The 26,355-nt window shown below is 69.5% G+C and carries 20 protein-coding genes and 1 riboswitch; of the genes, 8 read left to right on the forward strand and 12 right to left on the reverse strand.

Annotation, left to right across the window (positions count from 1 at the left end; translation table 11 throughout):
• Positions 1 to 40 precede the first annotated feature (40 nt).
• Entirely contained in the window at positions 41 to 2,146 is a 2,106-nt protein-coding gene (gene uvrB / locus ACIBL3_RS08480; RefSeq protein WP_396352611.1) for an excinuclease ABC subunit UvrB, read from the forward strand.
• Positions 2,147 to 2,152: 6 nt separating this feature from the next.
• Here uvrB and ACIBL3_RS08485 read toward each other — a convergent pair whose 3' ends face one another.
• Positions 2,153 to 3,082, reverse strand: coding sequence for a carbon-nitrogen hydrolase family protein (locus tag ACIBL3_RS08485; protein WP_396352612.1), 930 nt, complete (start codon positions 3,080 to 3,082; stop codon positions 2,153 to 2,155).
• Positions 3,083 to 3,168: 86 nt separating this feature from the next.
• On the opposite strand from ACIBL3_RS08485, the gene ACIBL3_RS08490 reads away from it, so the two are divergent.
• Both ACIBL3_RS08490 and ACIBL3_RS08495 read left to right on the forward strand, forming a co-directional pair.
• Positions 3,169 to 3,516 carry an MmcQ/YjbR family DNA-binding protein gene (locus ACIBL3_RS08490; protein ID WP_396352613.1) on the forward strand — a complete coding sequence of 116 codons (348 nt, stop codon included), beginning with the start codon at positions 3,169 to 3,171 and terminating at the stop codon, positions 3,514 to 3,516.
• Positions 3,517 to 3,870: 354 nt separating this feature from the next.
• A complete protein-coding gene (locus ACIBL3_RS08495; protein ID WP_396352614.1) occupies positions 3,871 to 4,992 on the forward strand; it encodes a TerC family protein in 1,122 nt (373 codons plus the stop codon).
• Between the two features lie 122 nt (positions 4,993 to 5,114).
• On the opposite strand, the gene ACIBL3_RS08500 is transcribed toward ACIBL3_RS08495, so the two are convergent.
• The 3 genes from ACIBL3_RS08500 to ACIBL3_RS08510 are packed head-to-tail and all read right to left on the reverse strand — an operon-like array spanning position 5,115 to position 7,845.
• Positions 5,115 to 5,981: an NlpC/P60 family protein gene (locus ACIBL3_RS08500; protein ID WP_396352615.1), complete on the reverse strand. Its 867-nt coding sequence runs from the start codon at positions 5,979 to 5,981 to the stop codon at positions 5,115 to 5,117.
• Complete coding sequence (locus ACIBL3_RS08505; protein ID WP_396352616.1) at positions 5,978 to 7,045, reverse strand: mandelate racemase/muconate lactonizing enzyme family protein; 1,068 nt, start codon at positions 7,043 to 7,045, stop codon at positions 5,978 to 5,980. The genes ACIBL3_RS08500 and ACIBL3_RS08505 overlap by 4 nt, the downstream gene beginning before the upstream one ends.
• Positions 7,042 to 7,845 (reverse strand): serine hydrolase, encoded by an 804-nt coding sequence (locus ACIBL3_RS08510; RefSeq protein ID WP_396352617.1) that lies wholly within the window; start codon positions 7,843 to 7,845, stop codon positions 7,042 to 7,044. Before ACIBL3_RS08510 ends, ACIBL3_RS08505 begins: the two co-directional genes overlap by 4 nt.
• Before the next feature lie 42 nt (positions 7,846 to 7,887).
• Between ACIBL3_RS08510 and ACIBL3_RS08515 the strand changes: the two genes are divergently transcribed.
• From ACIBL3_RS08515 to ACIBL3_RS08525, 3 genes are read left to right on the forward strand one after another with little or no spacing between them, the layout of a single operon-like run.
• Complete coding sequence (locus ACIBL3_RS08515) at positions 7,888 to 8,823, forward strand: cobalamin biosynthesis protein (RefSeq protein ID WP_396352618.1); 936 nt, start codon at positions 7,888 to 7,890, stop codon at positions 8,821 to 8,823.
• Positions 8,814 to 9,494 carry a phosphoglycerate mutase family protein gene (locus ACIBL3_RS08520; protein WP_396352619.1) on the forward strand — a complete coding sequence of 227 codons (681 nt, stop codon included), beginning with the start codon at positions 8,814 to 8,816 and terminating at the stop codon, positions 9,492 to 9,494. The genes ACIBL3_RS08515 and ACIBL3_RS08520 overlap by 10 nt, the downstream gene beginning before the upstream one ends.
• The gene (locus ACIBL3_RS08525) at positions 9,485 to 10,453 is read left to right on the forward strand and encodes a DUF3500 domain-containing protein (protein WP_396352620.1); all 969 of its coding nucleotides are present in this window, start codon (positions 9,485 to 9,487) and stop codon (positions 10,451 to 10,453) included. Before ACIBL3_RS08520 ends, ACIBL3_RS08525 begins: the two co-directional genes overlap by 10 nt.
• A gap of 21 nt (positions 10,454 to 10,474) precedes the next feature.
• On the opposite strand, the gene ACIBL3_RS08530 is transcribed toward ACIBL3_RS08525, so the two are convergent.
• The 8 genes from ACIBL3_RS08530 to ACIBL3_RS08565 all read right to left on the reverse strand — a co-directional run bounded on the left by ACIBL3_RS08530 (position 10,475) and on the right by ACIBL3_RS08565 (position 21,584).
• Positions 10,475 to 12,004 (reverse strand): carboxylesterase/lipase family protein, encoded by a 1,530-nt coding sequence (locus ACIBL3_RS08530; protein WP_396352621.1) that lies wholly within the window; start codon positions 12,002 to 12,004, stop codon positions 10,475 to 10,477.
• Positions 12,005 to 12,015: 11 nt separating this feature from the next.
• Complete coding sequence (locus ACIBL3_RS08535) at positions 12,016 to 13,614, reverse strand: carboxylesterase/lipase family protein (protein ID WP_396352622.1); 1,599 nt, start codon at positions 13,612 to 13,614, stop codon at positions 12,016 to 12,018.
• A 10-nt stretch (positions 13,615 to 13,624) separates the two neighbouring features.
• Positions 13,625 to 15,040, reverse strand: a complete 1,416-nt coding sequence (locus tag ACIBL3_RS08540) for a neutral/alkaline non-lysosomal ceramidase N-terminal domain-containing protein (protein WP_396352623.1) — start codon at positions 15,038 to 15,040, stop codon at positions 13,625 to 13,627.
• Positions 15,041 to 15,045: 5 nt separating this feature from the next.
• On the reverse strand, positions 15,046 to 16,626 hold the full coding sequence (locus tag ACIBL3_RS08545) for a carboxylesterase/lipase family protein (RefSeq protein WP_396352624.1): 1,581 nt from the start codon (positions 16,624 to 16,626) through the stop codon (positions 15,046 to 15,048).
• A 224-nt stretch (positions 16,627 to 16,850) separates the two neighbouring features.
• Positions 16,851 to 17,987, reverse strand: a complete 1,137-nt coding sequence (locus ACIBL3_RS08550; RefSeq protein ID WP_396352625.1) for an ROK family protein — start codon at positions 17,985 to 17,987, stop codon at positions 16,851 to 16,853.
• A gap of 141 nt (positions 17,988 to 18,128) precedes the next feature.
• On the reverse strand, positions 18,129 to 18,455 hold the full coding sequence (locus tag ACIBL3_RS08555; RefSeq protein WP_396352626.1) for a hypothetical protein: 327 nt from the start codon (positions 18,453 to 18,455) through the stop codon (positions 18,129 to 18,131).
• A 24-nt stretch (positions 18,456 to 18,479) separates the two neighbouring features.
• The gene (locus ACIBL3_RS08560) at positions 18,480 to 18,761 is read right to left on the reverse strand and encodes a nickel-binding protein (RefSeq protein WP_396352627.1); all 282 of its coding nucleotides are present in this window, start codon (positions 18,759 to 18,761) and stop codon (positions 18,480 to 18,482) included.
• 87 nt (positions 18,762 to 18,848) lie between these two features.
• Complete coding sequence (locus ACIBL3_RS08565) at positions 18,849 to 21,584, reverse strand: AAA family ATPase (RefSeq protein ID WP_396352628.1); 2,736 nt, start codon at positions 21,582 to 21,584, stop codon at positions 18,849 to 18,851.
• 64 nt (positions 21,585 to 21,648) lie between these two features.
• A riboswitch (cobalamin riboswitch) is annotated at positions 21,649 to 21,717 on the forward strand.
• 55 nt (positions 21,718 to 21,772) lie between these two features.
• On the opposite strand from ACIBL3_RS08565, the gene cobN reads away from it, so the two are divergent.
• The gene (gene cobN / locus ACIBL3_RS08570; protein WP_396352629.1) at positions 21,773 to 25,459 is read left to right on the forward strand and encodes a cobaltochelatase subunit CobN; all 3,687 of its coding nucleotides are present in this window, start codon (positions 21,773 to 21,775) and stop codon (positions 25,457 to 25,459) included.
• Positions 25,460 to 25,471: 12 nt separating this feature from the next.
• Positions 25,472 to 26,245, forward strand: a complete 774-nt coding sequence (gene surE, locus ACIBL3_RS08575) for a 5'/3'-nucleotidase SurE (RefSeq protein WP_396352630.1) — start codon at positions 25,472 to 25,474, stop codon at positions 26,243 to 26,245.
• The last annotated feature ends 110 nt before the right edge of the window (positions 26,246 to 26,355 follow it).

The following is a 26,355-nucleotide window of genomic DNA, read 5'->3' on the forward strand; positions in this document are numbered from 1 at the left end:
GTTTTAGAAACTGTCGGCGGCGCGCCGTACGGTGGAGGGCATGAGACAGGTCTCGGATCTCCAGCGGATGGTCGCGCCGCTCAAGGTCGTGTCGGATTTCGAGCCGGCAGGCGACCAGCCGACCGCGATCGCGGACCTCGAGCGCCGGATCAACTCCGGCGAGCAGGACGTCGTCCTGCTGGGCGCCACCGGCACGGGCAAGACCGCGACCATCGCCTGGCTGGCCGAGCGGATCCAGCGGCCGATGCTGATCCTGCAGCCGAACAAGACGCTCGCCGCCCAGTTCGCGAACGAGCTGCGGCACTTCTTCCCGGCCAACGCCGTCGAGTACTTCGTCTCCTACTACGACTACTACCAGCCGGAGGCGTACGTCCCGCAGACGGACACCTACATCGAGAAGGACTCCTCGATCAACGAGGAGGTCGAGCGGCTGCGGCACTCGGCGACCTGGTCGCTGCTGACCCGCCGCGACGTGGTCGTGGTCGCGACCGTCTCCTGCATCTACGGCCTGGGCTCCGCCGACGAGTACCTGAACCGGATGATCCACGTGAAGGTCGGCACCGAGATGGACCGCGACGGGCTGTTGCGGAAGCTCGTCGGGGTGCAGTACGCGCGCAACGACCTGGCCGGGACCCGCGGCACGTTCCGGGTCCGTGGCGACACCCTCGAGGTGTTCCCGGTGTACCAGGAGCTCGCCGTCCGGGTGGAGTTCTTCGGTGACGAGATCGAGCGGGTGATGACGCTGCACCCGCTGACCGGTGAGGTGCTGAGCGAGGAGGACGAGGTCTACATCGGCGCCGCGACGCACTACGTGACCGCGCCGGAGAAGATGGAGCGCGCGATCACTTCGATCGAGGCCGAGCTCGAGGAGCGGCTGGCCGAGCTGGAGCGCAACGGGCAGTTGCTCGAGGCGCAGCGGCTGCGGATGCGGACGACGTACGACATCGAGATGATGCGCCAGATCGGCACCTGCTCCGGCATCGAGAACTACTCCCGCCACACCGACGGCCGTGAGCCGGGGTCGGCGCCGCACTGCCTGCTGGACTACTTCCCCGAGGACTTCCTGCTCGTCATCGACGAGTCGCACGTGACCGTGCCGCAGATCGGCGGGATGTACGAGGGCGACATGTCCCGGAAGCGGACGCTGGTCGAGCACGGGTTCCGGCTGCCGTCGGCGATGGACAACCGGCCGCTGCGCTGGGAGGAGTTCCTGGAGCGGATCGGCCAGACCGTCTACCTGTCCGCAACCCCGGGGCAGTACGAGCAGGACAAGTCCGACGGGTTCGTCGAGCAGCTGATCCGGCCGACCGGTCTGGTCGACCCGGAGGTGATCGTGAAGCCGACGAAGGGTCAGATCGACGACCTGATCCACGAGATCCGGCTCCGGGTCGAGCGGGACGAGCGGGTCCTGGTCACCACGCTGACGAAGAAGATGTCCGAGGACCTGACCGACTACCTGCTGGAGATGGGTATCCGGACCAGGTACCTGCACAGCGAGGTCGACACGCTGCGCCGGGTCGAGCTGCTCCGCGAGCTGCGCCAGGGCGAGTACGACGTACTCGTTGGCATCAACCTGCTCCGTGAAGGTCTGGACCTGCCGGAGGTGTCGCTGGTCGCGATCCTGGACGCGGACAAGGAGGGCTTCCTGCGGTCCGGCCGGTCGCTGATCCAGACCATCGGCCGCGCCGCCCGGAACGTGTCCGGCCAGGTGTTCATGTACGCGGACAAGATCACCCCGTCGATGGAACAGGCGATCGACGAGACCAACCGGCGCCGGGCCAAGCAGATGGCCTACAACAAGGAGGCCGGGATCGACCCGCAGCCGCTGCGGAAGAAGATCGCCGACATCACCGACATGCTGGCCCGCGAGGACGCCGACACCGCCGAGCTGCTCGGCTCCGGCCGGACCCAGTCGCGCGGCAAGGCGCCGGTCCCGGGTGGCGGCAAGGCGAAGGCGGGGGAGAAGGCGAAGGAGCTGGCCGGCGGCCTGCCGTCGTCGGACCTGGCCGACCTGATCCAGCAGCTGACCGACCAGATGCACAGTGCCGCGGCCGAGCTCCAGTTCGAGGTGGCGGCCCGGTACCGCGACGAGATCTCCGAGCTGAAGAAGGAGCTCCGCCAGATGACCGCCGCCGGCGCCAAGTAGCCGGCGTCAGGGGCGGCGGATGACGGTGGGTTTGGGGGACTCGTCGACGGTGAGGGTGAAGACATCCGGGCGGGCGTAGTGCCCGTCGGCGTCGAAGTCGAACTTCGCCCGGTCCAGGTCGCCGAGATCGAGCTCGGCGACCAGAACGCCCGCACCGCCCCGCAGCGGTCCGGCGAGCACCTCGCCGAGCGGCGACACGATCACGCTGCCCCCGTCGATGAGCACGGTCTCCGGCGCGTCGCCCTGGATCGGGTGGACGTCGTCCGGCAGGTCCGCCCGGGTGAGGTACTGGTTCGCGCTGATCACGAAGCACCGGCCCTCGAGCGCGATGTGCCGCATGGTCGCTTGCCACTGGTCCCGGTCGTCGACCGTCGGCGCACACCAGAGTTGCACGCCCTTGGAGTACATCGACTGCCGGAACAGCGGCATGTAGTTCTCCCAGCAAATCGCCGCGCCGAGCACGCCGACCTCGGTCTGCACCGCCGGCATGGTCGAACCGTCGCCCTGTCCCCACAGGTAGCGCTCCGCCGCGGTGGGCATCAGCTTGCGATGCGTCGCAGCGAGCCCACGCCGCGGATCGATGAAGACGGCCGTGCAGTACAGCGTTCCACCCGCCCGCTCGATCACCCCGGCGACCAGGTGGACATCCAACTCGGCGGCGAGTTCCGCCAGCCGCGCGGTCTCCGGACCGGGCAGGTCCACCGCAGCCTCGCGATACCGCCGGAAGACGTCCCTGCCCTCCGGCGACCGCGCGCCGACCGTGATCCCGAAGTCGAGCCCCTTCGGATACCCGCCCAGGAACGCCTCCGGCAGCACGATCAGCCGGGCGCCGCTCGCGGCGGCCTCCCGCACGTGCCGCTCCGCCTTCGCCAGCGTCGCGGGCGTGTCGAACAGCGTCGATCCGGCCTGTACGGCGGCAACCACAACAGAAGTCATGTCCCGCAGCGTACGGTCGCCGCATCGAGCAGTCCGGTCGGTGCCGGCCACTACTGTGTCGTCGTACGGGCCGAGAGGGGAGTGGGATGTCGAGATTGCGAGGGGACGACGTGCTGGAGCACTGCCTCGGCAAGCCCGGAGCCTGGCAGGACGAGCCGTGGGAGGGGGACGTGGTGGCGAAGGTCGGGGACAAGATCTTCGCGTTCCTCGGCGGTGACGGGGTCGGGCTCAAGTGCGGCAGCAACCGGGAGGAGGCCGACGAGCTGGTCGACACCTATCCCGACGACGTCGCGAAGATGGCCTACATCGGCCGTTCGGGCTGGAACACGGTCCGGCTGGGCGGCGCCGTACCGGACGACGAGATCCTCGAGCTGATCGACACGTCGTACGAGACGATCGTGGCGAAACTTCCGAAGTCGAAGCGGCCGTCCTGACCGTCACAGCGGGTGATCGCCGGGGTGGTACGCAGGGTATACAGTACGCCGTACACAACCTGACCGAGTGTGATGAGGCGGCGACAGTCCCTTACAACCGGTGACGGAACGGGGATATTCCCGCTGCGAGCCGTGATCATCCCGACAAGTGGATACGGCGCTCCGGATTTGGTGACTTGGACATCGACCGGTCAGAATAGGGGTGGAGAAGGGGAGTATTCCTTCGCGGCGGTATCGTCATCACGGTCAAGGGGACTCGCTTCCCGCGCCCGGTGCCGCCGGCCAGGCTCGTCGAGCGAGTCAGGCGGAAGAGACCTTCGGAGTCCTGTTCCGTCTGCGCTCCGGAGGTTTCCTGTGCACGTTGCTGACTACGTTTGGTACATCACCGTCGGTGTACTGCTCGCGTTGCTCGCGTTCGATGTCTTCATCATCGGGCGGCGCCCGCACGAACCGACCACCCGGGAGTCGGCGACCGCGATCGCGTTCTACGTCGGTCTGGCGGTTGTCTTCGGCCTCGGGGTCTGGGTGTTCTCCGGTGGTCAGTACGCGGGAGAGTTCTTCGCCGGCTGGCTGACCGAGTACAGCCTCAGTGTCGACAACCTGTTCATCTTCCTGATCATCATGTCCAGGTTCGGCGTGCCCAGGAAGTACCAGCAGACCGCGCTGCTGGTCGGCATCATCCTGGCGCTGGTGTTCCGCGGCATCTTCATCGCGGTCGGCGCCGCCGCGATCAACCAGTTCTCCTGGGTCTTCTACCTGTTCGGCGCGTTCCTGGTCTACACCGCGATCCACCTGGCCAAGCAGGGTGAGAACGACGATGACGACTACAAGGAGAACGCGGTCATCCGGTTCGCGAAGAAGCGGCTGAACGCGACCCACGAGTACAACGGCGTCAAGCTGACCGTCGTGCAGAACGGCAAGCGCCTCGTCACCCCGATGGCGATCGTCATCATCGCGCTCGGCACCACCGACCTGCTGTTCGCGCTGGACTCGATCCCGGCGATCTACGGCCTGACCCAGGAGCCGTTCCTGGTCTTCACCGCGAACGTGTTCGCCCTGATGGGTCTGCGGCAGCTGTACTTCCTGCTCGGCGATCTGCTGAAGCGGCTGGTGTACCTGTCGATCGGCCTGTCCGTGGTGCTCGCCTTCATCGGCGTGAAGCTGGTGCTGCACGCGATGCACGTGAACGAGCTGCCGTTCATCAACGGTGGTCACCACATCGAGTGGGCTCCGGAGATCCCGATCTGGTTCTCGCTGGGCTTCATCATCATCACGCTCGGCATCACCACGGTCGCCAGCCTGCGCAAGTCCGCCAAGACCCCACCGCACTCGGAGTCAGCCGGCGGCGGCGAGCTGGACGAGTCCACCCCGGTCGACACCCCCAACGGCAAGACCGAGCCCGACCTGGACGACAGGACCAGGGCGGAGCTGGACTCCATCCCGGAGCCGGAGCAGTCGGACGCCAAGAAGCGCTGAAGCAACAATAGACAAGTCGCCCCCGGACCTGCGGTCCGGGGGCGACTTGCTGTAGGTGGGCGGCGTGCGGTCGCTGGGTGCGCGGTGCCGCGGGCGGGCGCCGGGGGGCGCGGTGGACGTGGCTAGAGGCGGGCGGCTGCGACCAGGGTGGCGCGGCGGGGGCCGGAGAGGGGTTCGTTCTCGAGGCGTTTGCCGGTTTCGGAGGCGTGCAGCATGCCTTCGGGGGAGACGAAGCCGACGTGGTGGACGGGCTTGCCGGGGCGGGCGAAGAAGTAGAGGTCACCCGGCTGGGCTTCGTCGATCGGGATGTTCTCCAGCGTGTCCGCCTGATCGTGGGCGTCCCGGGGCGTGCGCAGCCCCAGCACCCGGCTCACCGTGTGCACCAGACCGGAGCAGTCCAGCCCGTAGGCCGACGTACCGCCCCACAAGTACTCGAGCCCGAGGAACTGCGACCCCAACGCCAGCCGATCCTCGGCCGTCCCGGAGCCCGACCGCAGTACGCCGTCAGCCAGCCAGCCCGACCCGCCATCCGGTGTCGCCACCCGCGTGTACCCGTCCGCATGCTCGATCGACGCGAGCACCGTGGCAAACGACAACTCACCGACGACCCGAGCATCACCGGCCGGCTCAGCCAGCAGCGCAGCAGTGGGTACGGCGACAGCGACCGGATCCGACGCGGCCGACGGTAACTCGCCGAGGTGGCTCGACGGGACCCAGCCCGGATAGCCCAGCGCGTCCTGCGACGACGGCTGCCACGGCGCGACGATCTCCGACCACCCGTCCCGTTCCGACCGCACCACCACGGGCTCGGCGAACAGCAGTTGGGTGAGCGTCCGGTCGTGCAGGCCGAGGCGGGTCTCGGTGTCCATCGACTTCGCCCAGGTGGCCAGGTCGGGCTGGGCGGCGATCGCGGGAGCGTCGATGTCCCGGGGCGCGTCCGGTGCGGTCCACACCGTGCTGACCGGGACCTTGGCGGCGACTAGCTTCATACGGTCAAGCCTGTCACGCCGAGTCCGGGGGCCGACGGCAGGTGGATCAGCGCGCCTTCGTACCGGATTCCACCGGTCACCGGCGCCTCCCGAAGCCACCATGCCGCGTCCAGGTCGTTGACCGCCGACGTCGGGTACGCCGACACCAGCGCAGCCGCCGCGCCGACGCCGACCGGGCACTCCATCATCGACCCGACGATCGTCTGGATCCCGTGCTCCCGGGCCAGTTCGAGCAGCGTCCGCGCCGGACCGAGCCCGCCGCACTTGGCCAGCTTCACGTTCACCATGTCCGCCGCGCCGTGCCGGATCACGGCCACCAGGTCGCGGACGCCGTACACGGACTCGTCGGCGAGGATCGGTGTGCTGACCCGATCCGTCACCCATGCCATCCCTTCGAGGTCGGCCGCAGGCACCGGCTGCTCGACGAGCTCCAGATCGCAGCCGGCGTCCTCCATCGCGCGGATCGCGGTCACCGCGTCGCGCCGCGACCACCCTTGGTTGGCATCGAGCCGTAGCGACGGGCCGGGACCGATCGCCGCACGGACCTGGCGGACCCGCTCGAAGTCGGTACGCGCGTCGCCGGTGCCGACCTTGATCTTGAGCACCTCGAAGCCATCGGCAACGCGAGCTTGCGCGGCGGTTGCGAGCGCGTCGGCATCGCCGACCGACAGCGTCACGTCGGTCGCCACCGTGTCCACCGTGGACCCGAGGAAGCTGTGCAAGGACTGCCCGCGACGCCGGGCGGCGAGGTCGTGCAGGGCGACGTCGACCGCGCCCTTCGCGCCGAAGTTGCCGACGGCAGCGTTCTGCACCCGGCGCAGCGCCTCGGTCAGGTCGTCCGGCTCGAGTCCGTCCAACGCAGCGGCGATCGGCCCCTCGACACATGCCTGTGCACTGGCGAGCGACTCGCCGGTGACCTTCCAGACCTGCGGCGCCTCACCCCACCCGCTGACCGAGCCGTCGCTGATCTCGACCAGCAGCGAGTCGGCGTGCGTCGCCGTACGCAGTGCGGTCACGAACGGGGTGTGCAGCGGCGCCGACACCAAGTGCGTGGAGAGCTTCATCGGACCGACTCCAGTTCGTGGCGGTGGTTCCACGCCTCCAGCGCGATCGACGCGATCAGCTTCTGCGCGTCGGCGTCGGGCAGGTCGGACGTCGTACACACCACAAGCACGAAGGGGTCCGCGTCCGGCGGGCGGACGATGCCGCCGTCGTGCCGGATCCGGGTGTCCCAGCCGTTCTTGTGCTCGACCCGGGTCCCGGTCGGCAGCAGCGCCGGGATCTCGCCGTTCCACTGGTTGCCGGCCAGCAGGTCGCGCAGATACGTGCCCGAGGTGCCGTCCTGATTGCCCACCGCAACCAGTACGGCGGCCAGCCCGGCCGGGCTCATCTCGTTGCTGATCCCCGCCCGCCGCGCCGGGATGTCGTCGATCCCACGCCGGATCGCGCTCGGTCCAGGCCCGAGCTGGGCATCGGCCGCCTCGACGCCGACCAGTTCCAGCACCAGGTTCGTCGCCAGGTTGCTGGACAGCGTGATCATCTCGGTCGCGAGCCAGCCCAGCGGCACCTGCTTGCCCAGCTTGGTAAACGTCGCCGGCGCGTCGTCCTCGTCCTGGCGCACACCGAACCGGCCGCCGGCCGCGGACTCGAAGTCGTTGTGCACGGTCACCAGCTGCTCGAGCGCCAGCTCACCCGCCTCGACCTTGCGCATCATCGCCATCGCCACCGGCAGCTTCATCGTGCTGGCGGAGTAGTGCGTCCGCTCCGCCTGGTGCTCGAACACCGGTACGCCGTCCAGCCGGCCCAGCCACACCCCGAAGTCGCCGCTCCCGTCGACCTCCCCGAGCAGTTCCGCGATTCCCATGCCGCTCACCCTTCCACACCACCGCCTGGCAGACTTCCCAGGGTGTCCAGGGCATTGGGTCTCATCCTCGGCTTCGCCGCCGACCGCGTTCTCGGCGATCCGCGCCGCCATCATCCGGTGGCCGGCTTCGGCCAGGTCGCGACCCGCCTGGAGAACCGCTGGTACGGCGACTCCCGCGCAGCCGGCGCCGCCTACACCAGCGTCCTCGTCGGTACGGCGATCGCCGGCGGAGCGCTCGTGGAGCGGCTGACCCGGAACCGCCCGATCATCCACACCCTGGCCACTGCGGCTGCAACCTGGACCGTACTCGGCGCCCGCAGCCTGGACCGCGAGGCCGAGCACATGGCCGGTCTGCTCGAGGAGAAGGACATCCCGGCGGCGCGCTCGCGACTGAGCCATCTGTGCGCGCGGGACGCGACCAACCTGGAGGCCGACGAGCTGGCCCGCGCGACCGTGGAGTCGCTCGCCGAGAACACCTCGGACGCCTGTGTCGCGCCATTGCTGTGGGGCGGTGTGCTCGGTGTTCCCGGGCTGATCGGTTACCGCGCCGCGAACACGCTCGACGCGATGGTCGGCTACAAGTCGGCGAAGTACCTGAACTTCGGGTGGGCGGCTGCGCGGTTGGACGACGTACTCAATCTGCTGCCGGCTCGGGCGTGCGCCGTACTGACCGGACTCGCCGCTGGGCGGCCGCGCGAGGCGGTCGGGGTGTGGCGGCGGGACGCGTCGAGGCATCCCAGTCCGAACGCCGGTCCGGTGGAGGCTGCGTTCGCCGGTGCGCTCGACCTGCAGCTCGGAGGGCGGAACAGCTACGGGGACTATCAGGAGGACCGTGGCACGCTGGGAGTCGGACCCACGCCGACGGTCGCGGATGTCCGCCGTACCGCGGCCCTCGCGCGGCGGGTCGGCGTCGCTGCCGTCGGGGTGGCGGCGATGCTGGCCGTAGCGAGCCGGCGAAAGGGGAGACGATGGACCTGAGCCGGCGGCCGTTACGGATCGCATTGATCCGGCACGCCGAGTCCGAGGCGAACCTGGACAAGACGATCTTCGAGACTGTGCCGGACCACTCCATCCCGCTCACCCAGCACGGTCACGAGCAGGCGGCCGAGGCGGGGAAGCGGCTGCGGGAGCTGTTCGACAACGAACCGGTCCGCATCTACGTGTCGCCGTACCTGCGGGCCTGCCAGACGCTGGAGTCGCTCGGCATCGACGACCTGATCGGCGTCGTCCGCGAGGAGCCGCGGCTGCGGGAGCAGGACTGGGCCAACTTCCAGGACACCGCGGACATCGAGCGGCAGCAGCGGCTCCGGGACTCCTACGGGCACTTCTTCTACCGGTTCACCCACGGCGAGTCCGGCTCCGACGTGTACGACCGGGTATCCACGTTCCTGGAGACGATGCACCGCGACTTCGAGACACCGGACGCCCCGCGGAACGTGCTGCTGGTGTCGCACGGGCTGACCATGCGGCTGTTCTGCATGCGCTGGTTCCACTGGTCGGTCCGGTTCTTCGAGACGCTGCGCAACCCGGAGAACGCCGAAACACGCGTGCTGCTGCGGCAGCCGGATTTCCGGTACAAGCTGGACCGGCCGTTCGAGCAGTGGACACCTTACGAACCGACGGAACGGGAGCGATCGGCATGGTTGTAGAGCAGACCCGGGATGCGGTCCTCGAGCTGCTGGCGAGCCTCTCGCCGGCCCAGCTGGACAAGATCAGGGCCGCATTCGACACGCCGGACCACAAGGACTGGACGTACCTGCCCGGCGACCGGCCCGGGCTGCCGCTGGCCGAGCTGACCCCGGCCCAGCAGCGGCTCGCGGAGCGGCTGCTCGAGATCGGTTGCAGCGAGCGCGGCGTGGCCGACTCGAAGGCCGTGTTCGAGGCCGAGGTGATCCTGCGCGGGATCCCCGACCTGCCGCCGACAGGGGAGTGGGAAGGGTCCGTGCTGGGTGGGCGGTACTTCCTCCGCGTACTCGGCGATCCGGCCGGCACGGAGCCGTGGGCGTGGCGGCTGAACGGTCACCACCTGGCCCTGCATGTGACGCTGGTCGACGGCGCGATCGCGTTCACCCCGCAGTTCATCGGGTCGAACCCGGCCGAGGTCCGGTCGGGCCCGCAAGCCGGCCGGCGGTTCCTGGCCGCCGAGCAGGACTTGGGTTTCCAGCTCCTGCACGCCCTGGATTCCGACCAGCGCGCGGTCGCCGTGGTCTCCGACGAGGCGCCCGACGACATCCTCACCCGGCACGACCCGGTCGCCGACGCCTCCCTGCTGTACCGGGGTCTCGCGTACGGCGACATGACCGCCGAGCAACGCCAGGTGTTCAGCCTCCTCGTCGGTCAGTACGTCGGCCGCGCCGCCGGGCCGATCGGGTTGCAGACCTGGCAGGACATCACCGACCACGGCATCGAGCGCCTGACCTTCGCCTGGGCCGGCAAGACCGACCCAGGCGTCGGCCACCGTCACTACTACTCGATCGCCGGCCCCACCTTCCTCGCCGAGTACGACAACACCCAGGACGACGCCAACCACATCCACTCCGTCTGGCGCGACCTCCGCAACGACTGGGGCACCGACCTCCTCGCCGCCCACTACGCCATGCACCGCTGAGTAGCGGACCGCCAGGAACCCTCAGGCCCAGAAGCTGCACTGGTGGTTGGCGGACATTTCGCCGACCACCCGCGGGCCGTCGGAGTCGAAGGCAACGACGCGCTCACCTGCTGCCTGGTAGCGGGGAACGCCCGGGAGCCCCTTGGGGTCGAGGGAGCCGGTGCGGGCGAAGGTTGACCAGTAGGCGATCATCGCGCTGGACAGCTTCTCCTGCTGCTTGGTCAGTGGGGTCATGGTGTTGGAGCCCCACAGATACGGCAGTTCGGCGGAGTGCTGGGTCGCCAGCGAGAAGGACGACGGGACCAGTTCGTACGGGCGTAGCGGTGCGGTCTCGTCGCGGAACTCGTAGACGTACGCCGGGACGCTCGGCGTCAGCGCGGCCGCGTTGAAGAGGGCAGCGCAAGCGTTCCCGGAATCCGTGCCGACGGCCGCGAGTGCTGCGCCCGGGGAGTCGTAGTTCTTCAAGGGGTAGCGAGCCAGCACGTCCGCAGCCCTCGCGCCGTACTGCGCGGTGATCCGGGCGATGTAGTCGGCAGCGGTGACCGGCTGGTTGATCAGGTCGTTCTGCTCGTAGACCATCGCGCGGCTCTCGTTCTGTACGGCGCCGACGAGAACGGGCACCTTGTTGAACGCACCCGCCTTGAACGCGTCCCGGGGAGCCAGTGGCAGCACACCGGGCTGGATGACGCGACCCCAGACGCCCGCCTTCTGCTGCGCGTTGACGATCTCGGCCGGCGTCTTGCTGCGGAGGCAGGCGACGACGCCGGTCGAGTCACACCCGATTGCCGTGACGAAGCCGGCGTTGCGCTGCTGGGCGGACTCCCGGGTGTTGACGGCGCACGAGCTGCTCTGGATGACCGCCGTACTGAACAACCCGGCTGCCTTCGGGGAGGCGAGCAGGCCGCAGACGCCGCTTGCGCCGGCCGACTGCCCGGCGATCAGGACGCGGGACGGGTCGCCGCCGAAGCGGGCGATGTTGTCCTTGACCCAGCGCAGCGCCTGAACCTGGTCCAGCAGACCGTAGTTGCCAGAGGCCCCTTCCTCGTCGAGCTGTGGCAAGGTGAGGTACCCGAGGGCGCCGAGCCGGTAGTTCACGGTCACGACCAGCAGGTCCCCTTGGGTGACCATGTCCACCGGCGCGAAGTCCCGTCCGGCGCCGTTGATCGATCCGCCGCCGTGGAACCAGACCGCGACCGGCTTGCTGCCCGTCGTCTGCCGGGGCGTCCAGACGTTCAGGTAGAGGCAGTCCTCGTTCGTGCTGGCTGCAGCCGGTCGCCAGGCCACTGCGGTCTGGACACAATCCGACGCGGGCTCGCGGGCGTCCCGGGTGCCCTGCCATCCGGCGGCCAACTGCGGTGGCTGCCACCGCAGTTGGCCCACCGGAGGAGCGGCGTAAGGGATGCCGTTGAAGACCCGGTAGTTGCTCTTGGCAACCCCTTGGACGGTGCCCGCGGTGGTCTGGACGACGCGTTCCGAGGCGCCGCTGGCGGTTGAGGGCGAGAGGCCGACCGCTACCGCAGCCAGCGCTGTGATGACGTGAGCTAGCTTCATGGTTCCTCCGATCACGGTGCCGGGCTGACGGCATCCCAGAGGGTGCAGTTGTGCTCGCTGTCGATCTGGGCATGACCGACGCGCTCGGCGGACGGCGCCTTGAACTGCAGCAGGTTGCCCTGCGACTCGTACTGCGGCCAGGTCGGCGTCAGCGACGTGTTGGGGTCACCATCCCTGGCGAAGCTGCCCCAGTAGCTGATCATCTGGTTGGACAGATCGACCTGCTGGGTGCTGAACGGCAGCGCGGTCCCCAAGTAGTCCCACAGGTAGCCGAGATCATTCACGTGTGTGGCGCCGAATGGGTAATCGGTGTTCAGCCGCCAGATCGAGGTGAACGCCGGCGGGTTCTTCTCGGCGAACTCGTAGACATAGGCCTTGGTGTTGGCAGCGAGCCGCTCGCGGAGCGTCTGGTCCCGGCACGCGCGCTGGTCGCTCTGGATCGCGCCCCAGGCCACGGTCGGCGACTTGTAGTCCGCCGCCGGGTATGCCGCCTTCACCTGAGCGGCACCGCCCGGGTACGTCGTCGTGATCAGCGAATCCAGTTGTTGCGGGGTGATCGGGTTACCCCTGTAGTCGTAGGCACCGAACACGCTCTGCTGGGACTCGTCCGACGTACCACCGGAGATCACCGGCAGCTTCGTCAACTTGCCCGCCTTCATCAGCTCGACGGGGTCGACGGGCAGGATCGCAGTGCCCGCCACCGCGCCGGACGTCGAGACCTTCTGCTGGGTCGCCAGGACCTCCGCGGGACTCTTCGACCGAAGGCAGCTCACCTGAGCCGCTCCCGGAGCACAACCAAGCTCGGCCGCGAACCGCTCACCGCTGTCACGCGCGGCCGTCAGCGTCCGCGCTGGATTGCCGCCCCCGCTCTGCAGGATCGCTCGATCGAAGAGCCCGCGCGCACCCGGAGAAGCGAGTTGTACGACGGTGTTGCTGGCGCCGGCCGATTGCCCGGCCAGGGTGACGTTGTCCGGGTCGCCGCCGAACGCGCGGATGTTCTTCTGCACCCAGCGCAGAGCGGCCTGCTGGTCGAGGATGCCGAAGTTGCCCGCGGCACCCTTCGCGTCCTGCTCCAGCGCCGGTGTGAGCAGATAGCCCATCGCGCCGAGCCGGTAGTTGATGGTGACGTAGACGACGTCCTCGCGGGTGACGAACTTGTCCGGGTTGGTATCGCGCCCGGCGCCACCGGTGTTGCCGCCGCCGTGGTTCCAGACGAACACCGGCAGGTTCTTCTTCTTGGCATTCGAGGGCACGTAGACGTTGAGGTACAGGCAGTCCTCGGTCAGCGTCGGCTTGTCGTACCCCGGGTCCCAGCCGGTGCCCTGCACGCAGGAGCCACCGAACTGGGTCGCGTCGCGGACGCCCTTCCACGACGCCGCGGCTTGCGGCGCCTGCCACCGCAGGTTGCCCACCGGCGGGGCGGCGTACGGGATCCCCTTGTACGACGTCACCATCGACTTGGCCTCACCGCGGATCAGCCCGTTGTCGGTGCGGACGACGGGATTCTGGCCGGCGTAGTCCGATCCGCCGCCGAGCTGGGCAACGGCTGTCAGGGTCGTTGCCACCGCGGCCGCGGCGCAGACCGCCGCGACCAGGAGTGTCTTGCGCATGGTCGTCCTCCTACTGGGAGATGAGCTGAGCGATGCCGTCGGCGATGCCGTCCTCGGCGCAGCCGGGCTTGACCCGGGAACCGAGGACCTGGAAGGTCAGGTGACCGTAGGACTCGTCGTCCGGGACGTAGCCGGACGCGGCCTTGCCGTTGGCGAGCGTGACGTACATGGTCTTGGACAGTGGCGACTGCTTCTTCACCCGCAGCCCGATCTTCGTGTACACCTCGGCGTCCGTGGTCGCCAGCGCGATGTCGCCGAGTTCGAGCGCTCCGAGCCGGATCGCCACGTCCGGCCCGTCCTCGTACACTCCCGGCACGCCTTCGCGGGCGTTGTCGAGCCGGGTCCGGCCGGCGCAGGTGATCATCGTCTGACGGCCGTGGATGACCGGATCGGCCGCCTTCTGGTCGGTGTGCGACATCACCCGGATCACTTCCTCACCGAGCACGATCCCGACAGCCTCCATGTAGTTGAACAGCTGCCGCAGGACCTTCGGGTCGACGTCGCCGTACGGGACCTTCCCGTCCCGGATCGGCGCCTCGACGGTCTCGCGGACCATCTCGTAGCCGGTGATCGGTACGTCGCTGCGCGATGCGAGCACGTTGGTCCCGGTCCGCAGCCAGCGCGGGTTGACGTCTCCGGACGCGCCTTGGGTGAACACCGCGACCACGTCGTCGCCGAAGGCCTGCTCGACGTACCGGCTGGTGGCGCCGGCGAAGTCGGCGGTGGTGAGGCCGTTGAGGTAACCGTTGACCGGGTGCATGGCGTAGTTCGCGTACGTCGCGAGCGGCGTGCCGTTGGTCCGGTAGAAGGTCAGTACGCCGACGGTCTTGTCCACGGGCGCGTCGAAGTTCGCTGCCTGAGTCCACTTGTGCGTGTCCGGACTGATCACGTCGCGGTTCACGTTGAGCGCGGCCTCACCGGTCGAGTAGCCGACCTGCGCGGGCACCAGCCTGGTCTTCGCCTGTTTGACCGCCTGCAGGGCGACCTTGGCCAGGAAGTCGGTGCCGTACCGCGGGCCGGACACCGGCGGACCGGCCGGCTGCCCGCTGTGCGTGTGCGTTGCGGAGATGATGATGTTCTCGATCGGCGTCCGCAGCTCCGCCGCGACCTTCTTGACCGCGTCCGCCCAGACCGGCTCCTCGATCCCACTCAGGTCGGCGCCGATCAGCGCGCCGCGGACGCCCCTGTTCTCGAACACGATCGCGCGGACGTAGAGCCGCTCGTGCTCGTACTCGTTCAGCGGCGGGTACTTCGGATTGACCGCAGGCGTCACGTCGATCCGCGCGGCCCCGGCCCGGAGTTGTCCCTTGCCCTGTTCCTTGCTCTGGGCAACTTGATTGTCAGCGGTGCTGACCAGCGGCGAGAAGCCGATCGAGACGGTCAGTACGGCGGCGGCGATCAGCCCGCGCAGGGCTCGAAGATTCATGGTTCTCATCCCTCCCGCCAGAAGGTGCAGTTGTGGTCGGCCTCATAGGTGGTGATGACCTGGCTGGCTCCGGCGGTGCGAAGTTGCATGACGTTGTGGGCGGCGCCGTACTGGGGCCAGGTCGGGGCGTTGTGGAAGTTCGGGTTGCCGTCGTGGGCGAAGGCGGCCCAGTAGCGCATCATCTGGTCGGAGAGCTTCTCCTGCCGGCTGGTCAGCGGACGCTCGCCCAAGGTGAAGTCGAACAGGTAGGCCAGCTCGGCGCTGTGGCCGTTGGACATGTCCTCACCAGGGACACGGAACCCGTAGAGCGTCGGTGAGGTCGGGTCGTTGAACTCGTACCGGTACGTCGGAGTCTTCGCCGAGAGCACCTGCGCCGACAGGTCGTTCGGACACGCCCGCTGTGAGTCGGTCTGGACCTGCGTGATCGCGTCCCACGGGCTGTTGAACTTGCTCAGCGGGTAGAGCTTCAGGACGCCGTCGGCCTTGGCGCCGTACGTCTGCCGGACGAGGTCGTAGTACCCCTGTTCGGTGATGCCGGCCAGGGCGGTCGAGGTGAGACGGTTCTCCGACTTGGTGCTGCCGGTCATGATCGGGACCGCGTTCCAGCTGCCGTCGTCGAACGCCTGCTGGAACGTCTTCGGCAGGAACGAGCCGCCTACCTTGGACGAACCGAGGTAGTTCGCCTGGTTGCTGACCAGAGTGCCGGGCCAGGCCTTGCGCAGGCAGGTGACGACGGTCCCCGGATCGGTGCAGCCGACCGACTGCGCCAACTTCAGGCCGCTCTGCTCGCCGGCAGCCAGCGTGTTCCGGGTCGCGCCGCAGACCGAGCTCTCCACGATCGCTTTGTGGAACAGGCCCTTCGCGGACGGCATCACGAGCAGGTCGCAGACGGCGCTGCCGCCTGCGGACTGGCCGTAGATCGTGACGTTGCCGGGGTCACCGCCGAAGTTGGCGACGTTGTCGCGGACCCACTCGAGCGATGCCAGCTGGTCCATCCGGCCGTAGTTCCCGGAGCCGCCAGGAGTGACCGCGCTGAGTGCGGGGTGAGCGAGGAAGCCGAGGGCGCCGAGCCTGTAGTTCACTGAGATGACGATGGTGTCCGTCTTCGCGGCCGGCGTGCCGCCGCCGTAGATGACACCGGTGCCCTGGGTGTGACCGCCGCCGTGGAACCAGACCATGACGGGCAGCTTCTGGTTCTTCGGGACCCGGGACGGGCGGTAGACGTCGAGGTAGAGGCAGTCCTCGCTGACGGTCTGCTCCTCGCGGATACCGGTCGGCTCGAACTGGATGCAGGCGGGCGACTGGCGGTCCGCCGTACGGACTCCCTTCCAGGACGCGGGCGCCGCCGGGGGAGCGAAGCGGAACTCACGCAGCGGCGGCGCGGCGTACGGGAGGCCGAGGAACTCGTCGTACGACGCCTTCGTCACACCGCGGATCACGCCGCTGGTGGTGCCGACGACAGGGTCGTGGGTGGTGGGCTCCGGGCGGAGGCCCGAGCCGGCGGTGGCGACGAGAGTGGCGACGACGGTGGCTGCGGCGGTGAGCGCCGCAAGGTGGTGCTTGGACAGCTTGGACAGGAACCTCACGCGCATCTCCTTGGGCAATCGGGCACGTGCGGGCAGCCGAAAGCTTCGGCCTCGCTCGGCCTGACGTGGTCGGAGGGCGGGTGCTGCGCAACACCCAAGGGATCACCCGTTGTTCGGGTGGGCTCACCAGCTGATTGCGTTCAGAGCTTAGAGAGAAGATTTCTGGGGTGTCAATGGCGCAAAACCGCGCTGTGATTGCCGTATTACGGCAAGAAATCAGACATTTATACGGTGACCAGACCGAACGCCAGGGCGACTCCGCCGAGCACCTCAGCGTGGTCGCCACAGGTCGCGACGCTGACCTGGAGATTGCGCAGCGCGGCCGGTTGGCAGTAGCGGTCGAGGGCTTCCTCGACGCCGCGCAGGACCGGCCCGCCGAGGGAGCCGAGCGCGCCGCCGATCACGATCGCCTCCGGGTTCAGCGTGGTCACCGCGGAGGCGAGCGCCCGGCCGACGGTCCGGCCGGCGTCGCCGAGCAGTGCCTGGGTGCCGCGGTCGCCGGCGTCGGCGAGCCGGATCAGGTCCGAGAAGCCGAGCGGTACGTCGTGAGCGGGCTGCAACGCCTTGAGCAGCGCGGCGCTGGAGGCGACCGTCTCGAGGCAACCACGGTTCCCGCACAGGCAGACCTCGCCCTCGTCGACCACGCGGATGTGGCCGATGTCCCCGGCGTACCCCTGCCCCTGGAAGAGCCGGCCCCCGAGGATCAGTCCGGCGCCGACACCGTGCGAGATCTTCACGTAGACGAAGGTGCCGAACCGGGCGCCGGCGCCGAACGCGGCCTCGCCGGCGGCCCCCAGATCGGCGTCGTTGACGATCCGGATGCGGTCGCGCCAGGCGTCCAGGCCGAGTGCGCTCACCACGTTGACATGGGCGAAGCGGTGCGCCGCAGGCCGGCGCGCAGCGACGTCGATCGGGGACGGTACGCCGATCGTCGCGCCGGTCAGGCCGTCGGCGTCGAGGCCTTCGGTGACCTCGGCGATCAGCCGGCGGCCCTGCTTGAGCGTGTCGTCGACTGCGGCGCGCCGGCCGAACGAGACGACCCGCTCCTGGACGATGTGCCCGGACGCGTCGGCGACGATCGCCCGGACGTGGGTGTGGCCGATGTCGACGCTCAGCGCCCGCCCGCTCGGCGGGGTCAGGGCCAGCAGTTGGGACGGTCGGCCCTTGCTGCTCCCGGAGCTGAACTTGCCGACCTCGCGGATCGCGCCGGCGTCGAGCAGCTCGGTCACGATGGTCGAGATCGTCGGCCGGGACAGGCCGGTGGCGCGGATCAGGTCGGTCCGGCTGGCCGATCCGTGGTCGCGCAGCACGCCGAGCACGTGCACCCGGTGCAGCTCGCGTACGGCGTCCCGTCGTCCCATGGCGCTGAGCCTAACAGTTCTGTCACTGATCTTTACCGAAATGACGATGAGAGCGCGAGCGCCAGCCTCAATTTCTTGAATTCAAGTTATGACGCCAAGGGCCGCGCCCTGGCTCGGGCGCGGCCCGTGGCGGGGTGCCGGTCAGTGCTTGGCGAGCGAAGCGCAGAACGCGGCGAGCTGTGGCTCGGTGAAGCCGTGGCTCATCAGGAACTCCGCCTCGGCCACCGTACCGAGGTGGCCGCCCGGGTTGAACGATCCGCCGAAGCCGCTGGGCAGCACGGTGCCGTCGGGCAACGTCGCCCCGTCCAGGGCGCCGCCTGCGATGGCGCTGCGGAGTGGGCCGAGGCAGCCGGAGAAGTTGGTGGCGAAGTCGTTCGCCGGGGTGTCCGCCGACGCGCCGGCCGGGGCTGCCAGGCCGAGGCTCAGGGTCGCGGCGACGACGAGGACTGTGCGGGTCAAGACGCTCATGGTGATCTCCTTGTCTTCTGATCTTCAGTCGGTGGGCAGCGCGGACGCCGCCAGCTGGGTGGCCACTGCGATGCGGTGGACCGGGATGGCCGCGAGCTCGTTGACCTGCCGGACCGCGGTCTCGGAGGCCGCCTCGAACAGGCAGTGACACGAGCCGTCGGACGGCACGTAGACCGAGCTCAGGTAGCGGACCGGCATTCCTTCGCGGGTGAGTTGGTCGGCTGCGTCGCGGGCTCGGACGGCCGCGGCCGTGAGGTCGCCGGCGGCGACGCCGGGCAGGTGCCGCTCGACGATGTAGGTGTTCATGTGGGACTCCTTGTGCGGCCGGCCCCGATGGCCGGCGACACCGATGACGTTATGAAGGCGGTGGCGGTGGTCGCGTCGGGGAAACCCCTACAGCTCGCCCTGCGCCGGAGCAGGGACTGCGTGGGTCAGCCGTGTGGTGAGCTGGGTCCGGGACGTGACGCCGAGCTTGCGATAGACCCGAGTCAGATGTGCCTCGACGGTCTTCGGGCTCAGGAACAGGCTGGTGGCGATGTCCCGGTTGCGTGCACCGTCGGCGACAAGCAGGGCGATCTGCAGCTCTTGCGGTGTCAGCTGCCGCCGCGGGTCGTCGGTGCGCCGCTGCAGGGTCTCACCGGAAACCTGCAGTTCCTTGCGCGCCCGGTCGGCCCAGAGTGCGGCGCCGCGCTGTTCGCAGATCGCCAACGCCGAGCGGAGATGATCTCGTGCGGCTGAGCGCCTGCCTTGGCGCCGCAGCCGTTCGCCGAGGCACACCAGGGTACGAGCCTCCTCGAGCGGCGTGCCGACGCTTCGGAACAGCTCGAGAGCCTCGGAGAACCACGACTCGCACTCATCGTCCGGAGCGCTCAGACCGCGACACCGCGCGGCCCCGGCCAGCACGCTCGCGGCACCCCGCGGCCGCGCATACGCCTCGAGTCTGCTGACCAACTCCATCGCTTCGCCGACCCGGCCGCACCTGACGTAGGCCTCGGCGAGATCGACTTCGACGGCGAAAGTCCGGGGCTCTGCCACGCCGCCGCTGACCAGGAGGTCCACGGCCACGATCAGCTCGTCGATCGCGTCCTGGTGCCTCCTCGACGCCAGCGCGAGCGTCCCCAGCGCCGCTGCGCGCGTCACCCGCAACTCCGCGGCAGGGTAGTCGGTGATCCGATCGATCTGCGCGGCGTGCGCCCTGCACTCGATACCGCGGCCAAGGTCGGCTTCGATGCGGGCGAGGCCGGCCAGCGCGGTGGCCAGTTGGATCGGCTCGTCGAGCGACTCCGCCAGGGCACGTGCCTCGTCGGCCCGGACGAGGGCGGCATCCAGTCGCGCATTGCGTCGCGCTGCCTCTGCGGCGTTGGTCAACGCGTTCACCAGCATCCAGAGGTCCCCACTCGCCCGGCACAGCTCGATCGCGCGGGCCAGCACCCGCTCGGCGGCCGACGGCTGATCCAGCCATCCGAGGACGGGGCCGAGCATCGCGAGCGCGGTGACGTCGCCGGTTCTCTCGGCCACGGCTGTCGCCCTGGTCGTCAATTCGGCTCCGTCGCCGGTCTCGCCCGCCATCACGAGGGCGTAGGCGACCTTGAAGCTCACCACCAGCGGCTGTTCTCGGTGGCCGATCAGTTCCCACGCCCGTCGCGCGTACGGCACTGCTTCGGCGGGCCGGCATTGCGCTCCGAGATCGACCACGGCGTACGCGAGGAGCTTTGCCGCCCGCTCGGCGTCGTACGGCGCGACGTCGTCAGCGGCCACCTGGAGGCGCTGAGGTGGGTCGGGGCGGCCGCGCCACAGCGCCACTCGAGCACGCTCGTGCTCGGCGTCGGCTCGAAGCAGTGGATCCGTGCTCACCGCAAGGACAGTGTCCAGATGCTGTCGAGCTACCGAATGGCGCCCGGCGAGAAAGGCTGCGACAGCTGCGCGATAGGTGCGCTCTGCCCGGCGTTCTCGACCGGGACTGAGTCGCGCGGCGAGCTCGTACGCACGGCTCTCCGCCCACCTCCCGCCGCGATGGCTGGCGAGCTCTGCGGTCCGCGCCAGCTCGGCGGCCAGTTCTTCATCCGGCTCGACTGCGGCCAGTGCGTGATGCCAGGCGCGCAGCTCCGCCTGTCCGGGCGGCAGCGTGTCCGCCACGGATCGATGCGCAGCCTGCCGCTCGGCGACTGTCGCGTCCTGGTGGACCACCGAGCGGAGCACCGGATGCCGGAAACGCAGTCCGGACGCTGCCGACTGTACGAGTCCGGCGCGCTCGGCGTGATCGAGAGCGGCTGGGTCGCCGGTGCGGGCTCTGATCGCCGGCAGGAGGTGCTCTGCGCGCGTGTCCTCGCTCACTGCCAGCACCAGCAGAGCCGTCCGGGTGTTCGCCGGCAGCGCCGCGAGTTCGCGACGATAGATACTGACGACTTCGCTGCCGACCGGCAGTGGCTCGGGTAGGGGCGCCCCTCCCGTCAACTCGGCGGATTCCAGGGCGGCGACCAGTTCACCAAGGACCAGTGGGTTGCCCGCGGCCGTTCGCACCAGCGATGCCTGGACGGACTCCGGCAGCTCCTGCCCGACGTTGGTCGTGAGCAGGTCGTGTGCCGCGTCGTCGCCGAGGCCCTGGAGTCGCAGTACGGGGAACCCGCGGGGCGGAGCCGTGTCGTCGCGGGCAGCGAACACCATGGCGACGCGCTCGGAAGCGACACGCCGTACTGCGAAGGTCAGGGCGGACTGCGAGGCGACGTCGAGCCATTGCAGATCGTCGACGAGGCAGAGGACCGGCTCGGTGGCCGACACGTCGGACAGCAGCGTCAGGACGGCCGCCGCGACGGCGAACCCGTCGACCTCCTGGGTTGCGGTCTCGGCAAAGGCGGTCCGCAAAGCAGCCGACTGGCGGACGGGAAGGCCGGCGATCCGGTTCGACACCGGCCGGAGCAGTTCGAACAGCCCGGAGTAAGGCAGTTCCGACTCGGTGTCGATGCCGGTTGCTCGCAGTACCCGGAAGCGTGTCGCCGCCGCGGCGGTGTCCTCGAGCAGGGTGCTCTTGCCGATACCAGGCTCACCCAGCACCAGCAGTCCGGCGCCGGACCCTGCCTGCGCACCCTCCAGCAGGCGGCGCATCCGGGCCCGCTCTGTGTCGCGCCCCACCAGCACGATTCAGCCTAACCCCGCCGTCCGTCGGCTAGAGTCGCGCACGTCATCCGACGGCATCAGCAGGAACCCGGTGTGAGTCCGGGACGGTCCCGCCACTGTGACCACCTCGTGTGGAAGTCAGGAACTGCCGCCGTCGAACCTCCGGACGGGGCGTGGACACCCCGAGGAAGGACTCGTGGCGCGTGCCCGCGAACCTGCTGCTGCTCTCCACCGCCGACACCGACCTGCTGGCCGCCTCCGAGGCGGATGCGGGCTGGAAGGTCGCGAACCCCGCCCGACTCGACCTGGCCGAGCTCACTCCGCTGCTGGACGCCGTCGAGGTCGTGGTCGTCCGGCTGCTCGGCGGACGCCGAGCCTGGGAGGAAGGGCTCGACGCGGTCATCGCATCCGGCAAGCCGGCTGTCGTGGTCAGCGGCGAGGCCGCCCCCGACGCCGAGCTGATGTCGCTGTCGACCGTCCCCGCCGGCGCCGTCACCGAGGCGCTCGCCTACCTGCGCGAGGGCGGCGCCGGGAACCTGCGCAACCTGGCCGGGTTCCTGCGCGACACGATCCTGCTGACCGGCGACGAGTTCGATCCGCCCCAGGCCCTTCCGGCGTACGGCGTCCGCGGAGACTTCGTCGAGGACGAGCGGCCGGTCGTCGGCATCGTCTACTACCGCGCGCACGAGATCTCCGGGAACACCGCGTTCGTCGACGCACTGGCCGCCGCAGTCTCGAACGCGGGCGCGCAGCCGCTGCCGGTGTACTGCGGCACGCTCCGCGGACTGGATCCGGCCAGCACCGAGAACGCCGGTCTGTTCGAGCTCCTGCGGAAGTGTGACGTGCTGGTCACCACTCTGCTCGCCGCCGGTGGGTCCGTCGCGGCGGACGCGAGTGCAGGCGGCGCGGACGACGCGTGGGACGCGGGTGCGCTCGCGTCACTCGACATCCCGCTGATCCAAGGCCTCGCGCTGACCTCGACACGTGAGCAGTGGGAGGCGAGCGACGCGGCGGTGAGCCCGCTGGACGCGGCGACCCAGGTGGCGATCCCGGAGTTCGACGGGCGGCTGATCACGATCCCGTTCTCGTTCAAGTCGTACGGCGAGAACGGTCTGGCCCGGTATGCGCCGGATCCGGAGCGCTGTGATCGGCTCGCCGGGATCGCGGTCGCTCATGCGCGGCTCCGGCACGTCCCGATCGCGGAGAAGCGGCTCGCTCTGGTGTTGTCGTCGTACCCGACGAAGCACGCGCGGATCGGGAACGCGGTCGGTCTGGACACTCCGGCGTCCGCGGTCGTGCTGCTGGGTCAGCTCCAGGAGGCCGGGTACGACCTCGGCGGGCTCGACGTGAGCGAGCTGGAAGGTGACGGGCTGATTCACCGGCTGATCGCGGCCGGCGGGCACGACGTCGACTGGCTGACCGACGAGCAGTTGGCGAACGCGGTCGCCAAGGTCCCGCTGGCGACGTACCAGCAGTGGTTCGGCCGGGTCCCGACGTCGTTGCAGGACGCAATGACCGAGGCCTGGGGAGCGCCGCCGGGGGAGTTGTACGTCACCGAATCCGGTGAGATCGCGCTGGCGGCGTTGCGGTTCGGGAACGTCGTCCTGATGATCCAGCCGCCGCGTGGGTTCGGCGAGAACCCGGTGGCGATCTACCACGACCCGGACATGGCTCCGTCGCACCACTACCTGGCGGCGTACCGCTGGCTGGAGGCCTCGACGGACGAGGGTGGCTTCGGCGCGCATGCCGTCGTACATCTGGGCAAGCACGGGACGCTGGAGTGGCTGCCCGGCAAGGGCATCGGGATGGCGGCCGACTGCGCGCCGGACGCCGTACTCGGGAACCTGCCGATGGTCTACCCGTTCATCGTCAACGACCCCGGCGAGGGGACGCAGGCGAAGCGGCGGGCGCACGCGACCGTCGTCGACCACCTCGTGCCGCCGATGGCGCGGGCCGAGACGTACGGCGACATGGCCAAGCTGGAGTACCTGCTCGACGAGTACGCGACCGTGCAGGCGCTGGATCCGGAGAAGGTGCCGACCCTGCGGGCCCAGATCTGGACGCTGATCCAGGCGGCGCAGTTGCACCACGACCTGCACACCTCGGAGAAGCCCGAGGACGACGACTTCGACGAGTTCGTGCTGCACCTCGACGGCTACCTGTGCGAGATCAAGGACGTGCAGATCCGCGACGGGCTGCACGTGCTCGGCGGTGCGCCGACGGGCGAGGCGCGGATCAACCTGGTGCTCGCCGTCCTGCGTGCTCGACAGCTGTGGGGTGGCTCCTACTCGATCTCTGGTCTGCGTACGGCGCTCGGCGAGAGCTTCGGCGTGTCCGAAGCCGACCTGCTGGCGGACCCCGGCAAGGCAGTTGATCTCGCCGACCTTGCGACGCTGGCCGATCTGCCCGCGGTGACCGCCGCGGACGGTGTCGACCTGCTCGAGGCGGTCGCGCGGAAGCTCGTCGTCGGGATGGACACGCTGAGCTGGGACGCCGCCAAGGTCCCGGTGGTCGTCGCCGAGGTCATCGGCCGGTCGTCCGCCGGCGTCGAGGCGTCCCTGACGTTCGCCGCGACGGAGGTGGTCCCGCGGCTCGCGCGGACCGGTGACGAGTTGACCAACGTCCTGCGTGCGCTGGACGGCCGCTTCGTCGAAGCCGGTCCGTCGGGATCGCCGACCCGCGGTCTGGTCAACGTGCTGCCGACCGGCCGCAACTTCTACGCGGTCGACCCGAAGGCGATCCCGAGCCGCAACGCGTGGGACGTCGGCGTCGCGCTGGCCGACTCGCTGCTCAACCGGCACAAGAACGAGACGGGGGAGTGGCCGCGGTCGGTCGGCCTGACTGTGTGGGGTACGTCGGCGATGCGCACCCAGGGCGACGACCTCGCCGAGGTGCTGTGGCTGCTCGGCTGCCGCCCGGTCTGGGACGACGCGTCCCGCCGGGTCACCGGCTTCGAGGCGGTCCCGCTCGACGAGCTCGGCCGCCCGCGGATCGACGTCACGATCCGGATCTCCGGCTTCTTCCGGGACGCCTTCCCGCACGTCGTCGCGCTGCTGGACGAGGCGGTCCGCACGGTCGCCGCACTGGACGAACCGGCGTCCGACAACTACCTTCGCGCGCACGTGGACGCTGATGTTGCGGAAGGCAATGACCTGCGGTCGGCCACCGCCCGGGTCTTCGGCTCCAAGCCCGGCTCGTACGGCGCCGGCCTGCTGCCGCTCGTGGACGCGCGGAACTGGCGCACCGACGCGGAACTCGCCGAGGTGTACGCCGTCTGGGGTGGGTACGCCTACGGCAAGGACCTCGACGGCGTCGAGGCCCGCGGGTCGATGGAGCGCGCCTACGCCCGGATCCAGGTGGCGGCGAAGAACGCGGACACCCGCGAGCACGACATCATGGACTCCGACGACTACTTCCAGTACCACGGCGGCATGATCGCGATGGTCCGCCACCTCACCGGCTCGAACCCGAAGGCGTACGTCGGCGACTCCGCCGTACCGGCGCAGGTCAAGACGCGGACGCTCGAGGAGGAGACCAAGCGGGTGTTCCGGGCCCGGGTGGTGAACCCGCGGTGGATGGCGGCGATGCGGCGGCACGGCTACAAGGGCGCGTTCGAGATGGCCGCCACGGTGGACTACCTGTTCGGGTACGACGCGACCGCCGGGGTGGTCGACGACTGGATGTACGAGACGCTGACCTCTTCCTACGTCGCCGACCCGGAGATGGCCGAGTTCTTCCGCAAGTCGAATCCGTGGGCGCGGCACGGTATCGCGGAGCGCTTGCTCGAGGCGGCGCAGCGCGGTCTGTGGTCGAAGCCGTCCGCCGAAGCACTCGAAACGCTACGCAGCGCAGTCCTTGAGACGGAGGGTGACATCGAGGACCGCGGCTGATTGGGTAGAGGCATGGCGCCGGAGACCCTGAGAGTCCTGATCACCAACGACGACGGTTACCAGGCTCCGGGCATCCGGGCCCTCGCTCCCGCGATCGCCGAGCTCGGGTACGACGTACTGGTCGTGGCGCCGCTGGACGACCAGAGTGGCGTCGGCTCGGCGCGCGCCGGGATGGTCGGCCGCCCGATCCGGACCGCCGTCGAGGAAGAGGGCGGTATCAGCTACCACGGCATCGACGGCACGCCGGCCCTCGCGGTGACGCTGGCGTCGGTCGGGGCCTTCGGGGCCGTGCCGGATCTGGTCGTGTCGGGGATCAACCGCGGCCACAACATCGGCGTACCGATCTTCCACTCCGGCACCGTGGCCGCGGCCCTGACCGCAGCCGCGCAGGGGCTGTCGGCGGTTGCCGTGAGCATCGATTCCGAAGACCCCGCGCACTGGGGCACCGCGGGAGCAGTCGCCGCCGAGGCGCTCACCTGGATCGTGCCCGAGCCCGCCGGGACGGTGCTGACCATCAACGTGCCGGACCGCCCGATCGACCAGTTGGCCGGCGTCCAGCACGCTTCGCTGGCGCCGATCAAGCGGTCCCGGATCACCGGTGCGACCGCGCCGACCGGCGAACCGATGATCGAGCTCGAACCACCGGCCGCGAACCCGGTCCCCGGCTCGGACGAGGCCCTCCTCGCCGCCGGGTACGTCGCGGTGACCCCGATCATCGGAATCCGCGAGGTCAAGGACGACGCAGCCGCCATCGCCTTGGCGAAGCGACTCTCCAGCTATCGCTGAAACCGTTCCCGGTGAGTACGGCCCGTACTCACCGGCCGGATGGTCGATCGGCAGCCTACCGTTGCACCCAGCAACGACCACCGCAGGTACGGCGCGATCAGCGAGCAGCA

This window comes from Kribbella sp. NPDC050124, assembly GCF_044460355.1.
Classification (GTDB): domain Bacteria; phylum Actinomycetota; class Actinomycetes; order Propionibacteriales; family Kribbellaceae; genus Kribbella.

Coding starts and splice junctions, on each gene's coding strand:
- ACIBL3_RS08550 (WP_396352625.1), bottom strand. CDS start 17,987: ATGGGACGACGGGACGCCGTACGCGAGCTGCACCGGGTGCACGTGCTC.
- ACIBL3_RS08560 (WP_396352627.1), bottom strand. CDS start 18,761: ATGAACACCTACATCGTCGAGCGGCACCTGCCCGGCGTCGCCGCCGGC.
- surE (WP_396352630.1), top strand. CDS start 25,472: ATGGCGCCGGAGACCCTGAGAGTCCTGATCACCAACGACGACGGTTAC.
- ACIBL3_RS08510 (WP_396352617.1), bottom strand. CDS start 7,845: ATGGGAATCGCGGAACTGCTCGGGGAGGTCGACGGGAGCGGCGACTTC.
- ACIBL3_RS08520 (WP_396352619.1), top strand. CDS start 8,814: ATGGACCTGAGCCGGCGGCCGTTACGGATCGCATTGATCCGGCACGCC.
- ACIBL3_RS08525 (WP_396352620.1), top strand. CDS start 9,485: ATGGTTGTAGAGCAGACCCGGGATGCGGTCCTCGAGCTGCTGGCGAGC.
- ACIBL3_RS08505 (WP_396352616.1), bottom strand. CDS start 7,045: ATGAAGCTCTCCACGCACTTGGTGTCGGCGCCGCTGCACACCCCGTTC.
- ACIBL3_RS08540 (WP_396352623.1), bottom strand. CDS start 15,040: ATGAATCTTCGAGCCCTGCGCGGGCTGATCGCCGCCGCCGTACTGACC.
- ACIBL3_RS08530 (WP_396352621.1), bottom strand. CDS start 12,004: ATGAAGCTAGCTCACGTCATCACAGCGCTGGCTGCGGTAGCGGTCGGC.
- ACIBL3_RS08555 (WP_396352626.1), bottom strand. CDS start 18,455: ATGAGCGTCTTGACCCGCACAGTCCTCGTCGTCGCCGCGACCCTGAGC.
- ACIBL3_RS08500 (WP_396352615.1), bottom strand. CDS start 5,981: ATGAAGCTAGTCGCCGCCAAGGTCCCGGTCAGCACGGTGTGGACCGCA.
- ACIBL3_RS08490 (WP_396352613.1), top strand. CDS start 3,169: ATGTCGAGATTGCGAGGGGACGACGTGCTGGAGCACTGCCTCGGCAAG.
- uvrB (WP_396352611.1), top strand. CDS start 41: ATGAGACAGGTCTCGGATCTCCAGCGGATGGTCGCGCCGCTCAAGGTC.
- ACIBL3_RS08485 (WP_396352612.1), bottom strand. CDS start 3,082: ATGACTTCTGTTGTGGTTGCCGCCGTACAGGCCGGATCGACGCTGTTC.
- ACIBL3_RS08535 (WP_396352622.1), bottom strand. CDS start 13,614: ATGCGCAAGACACTCCTGGTCGCGGCGGTCTGCGCCGCGGCCGCGGTG.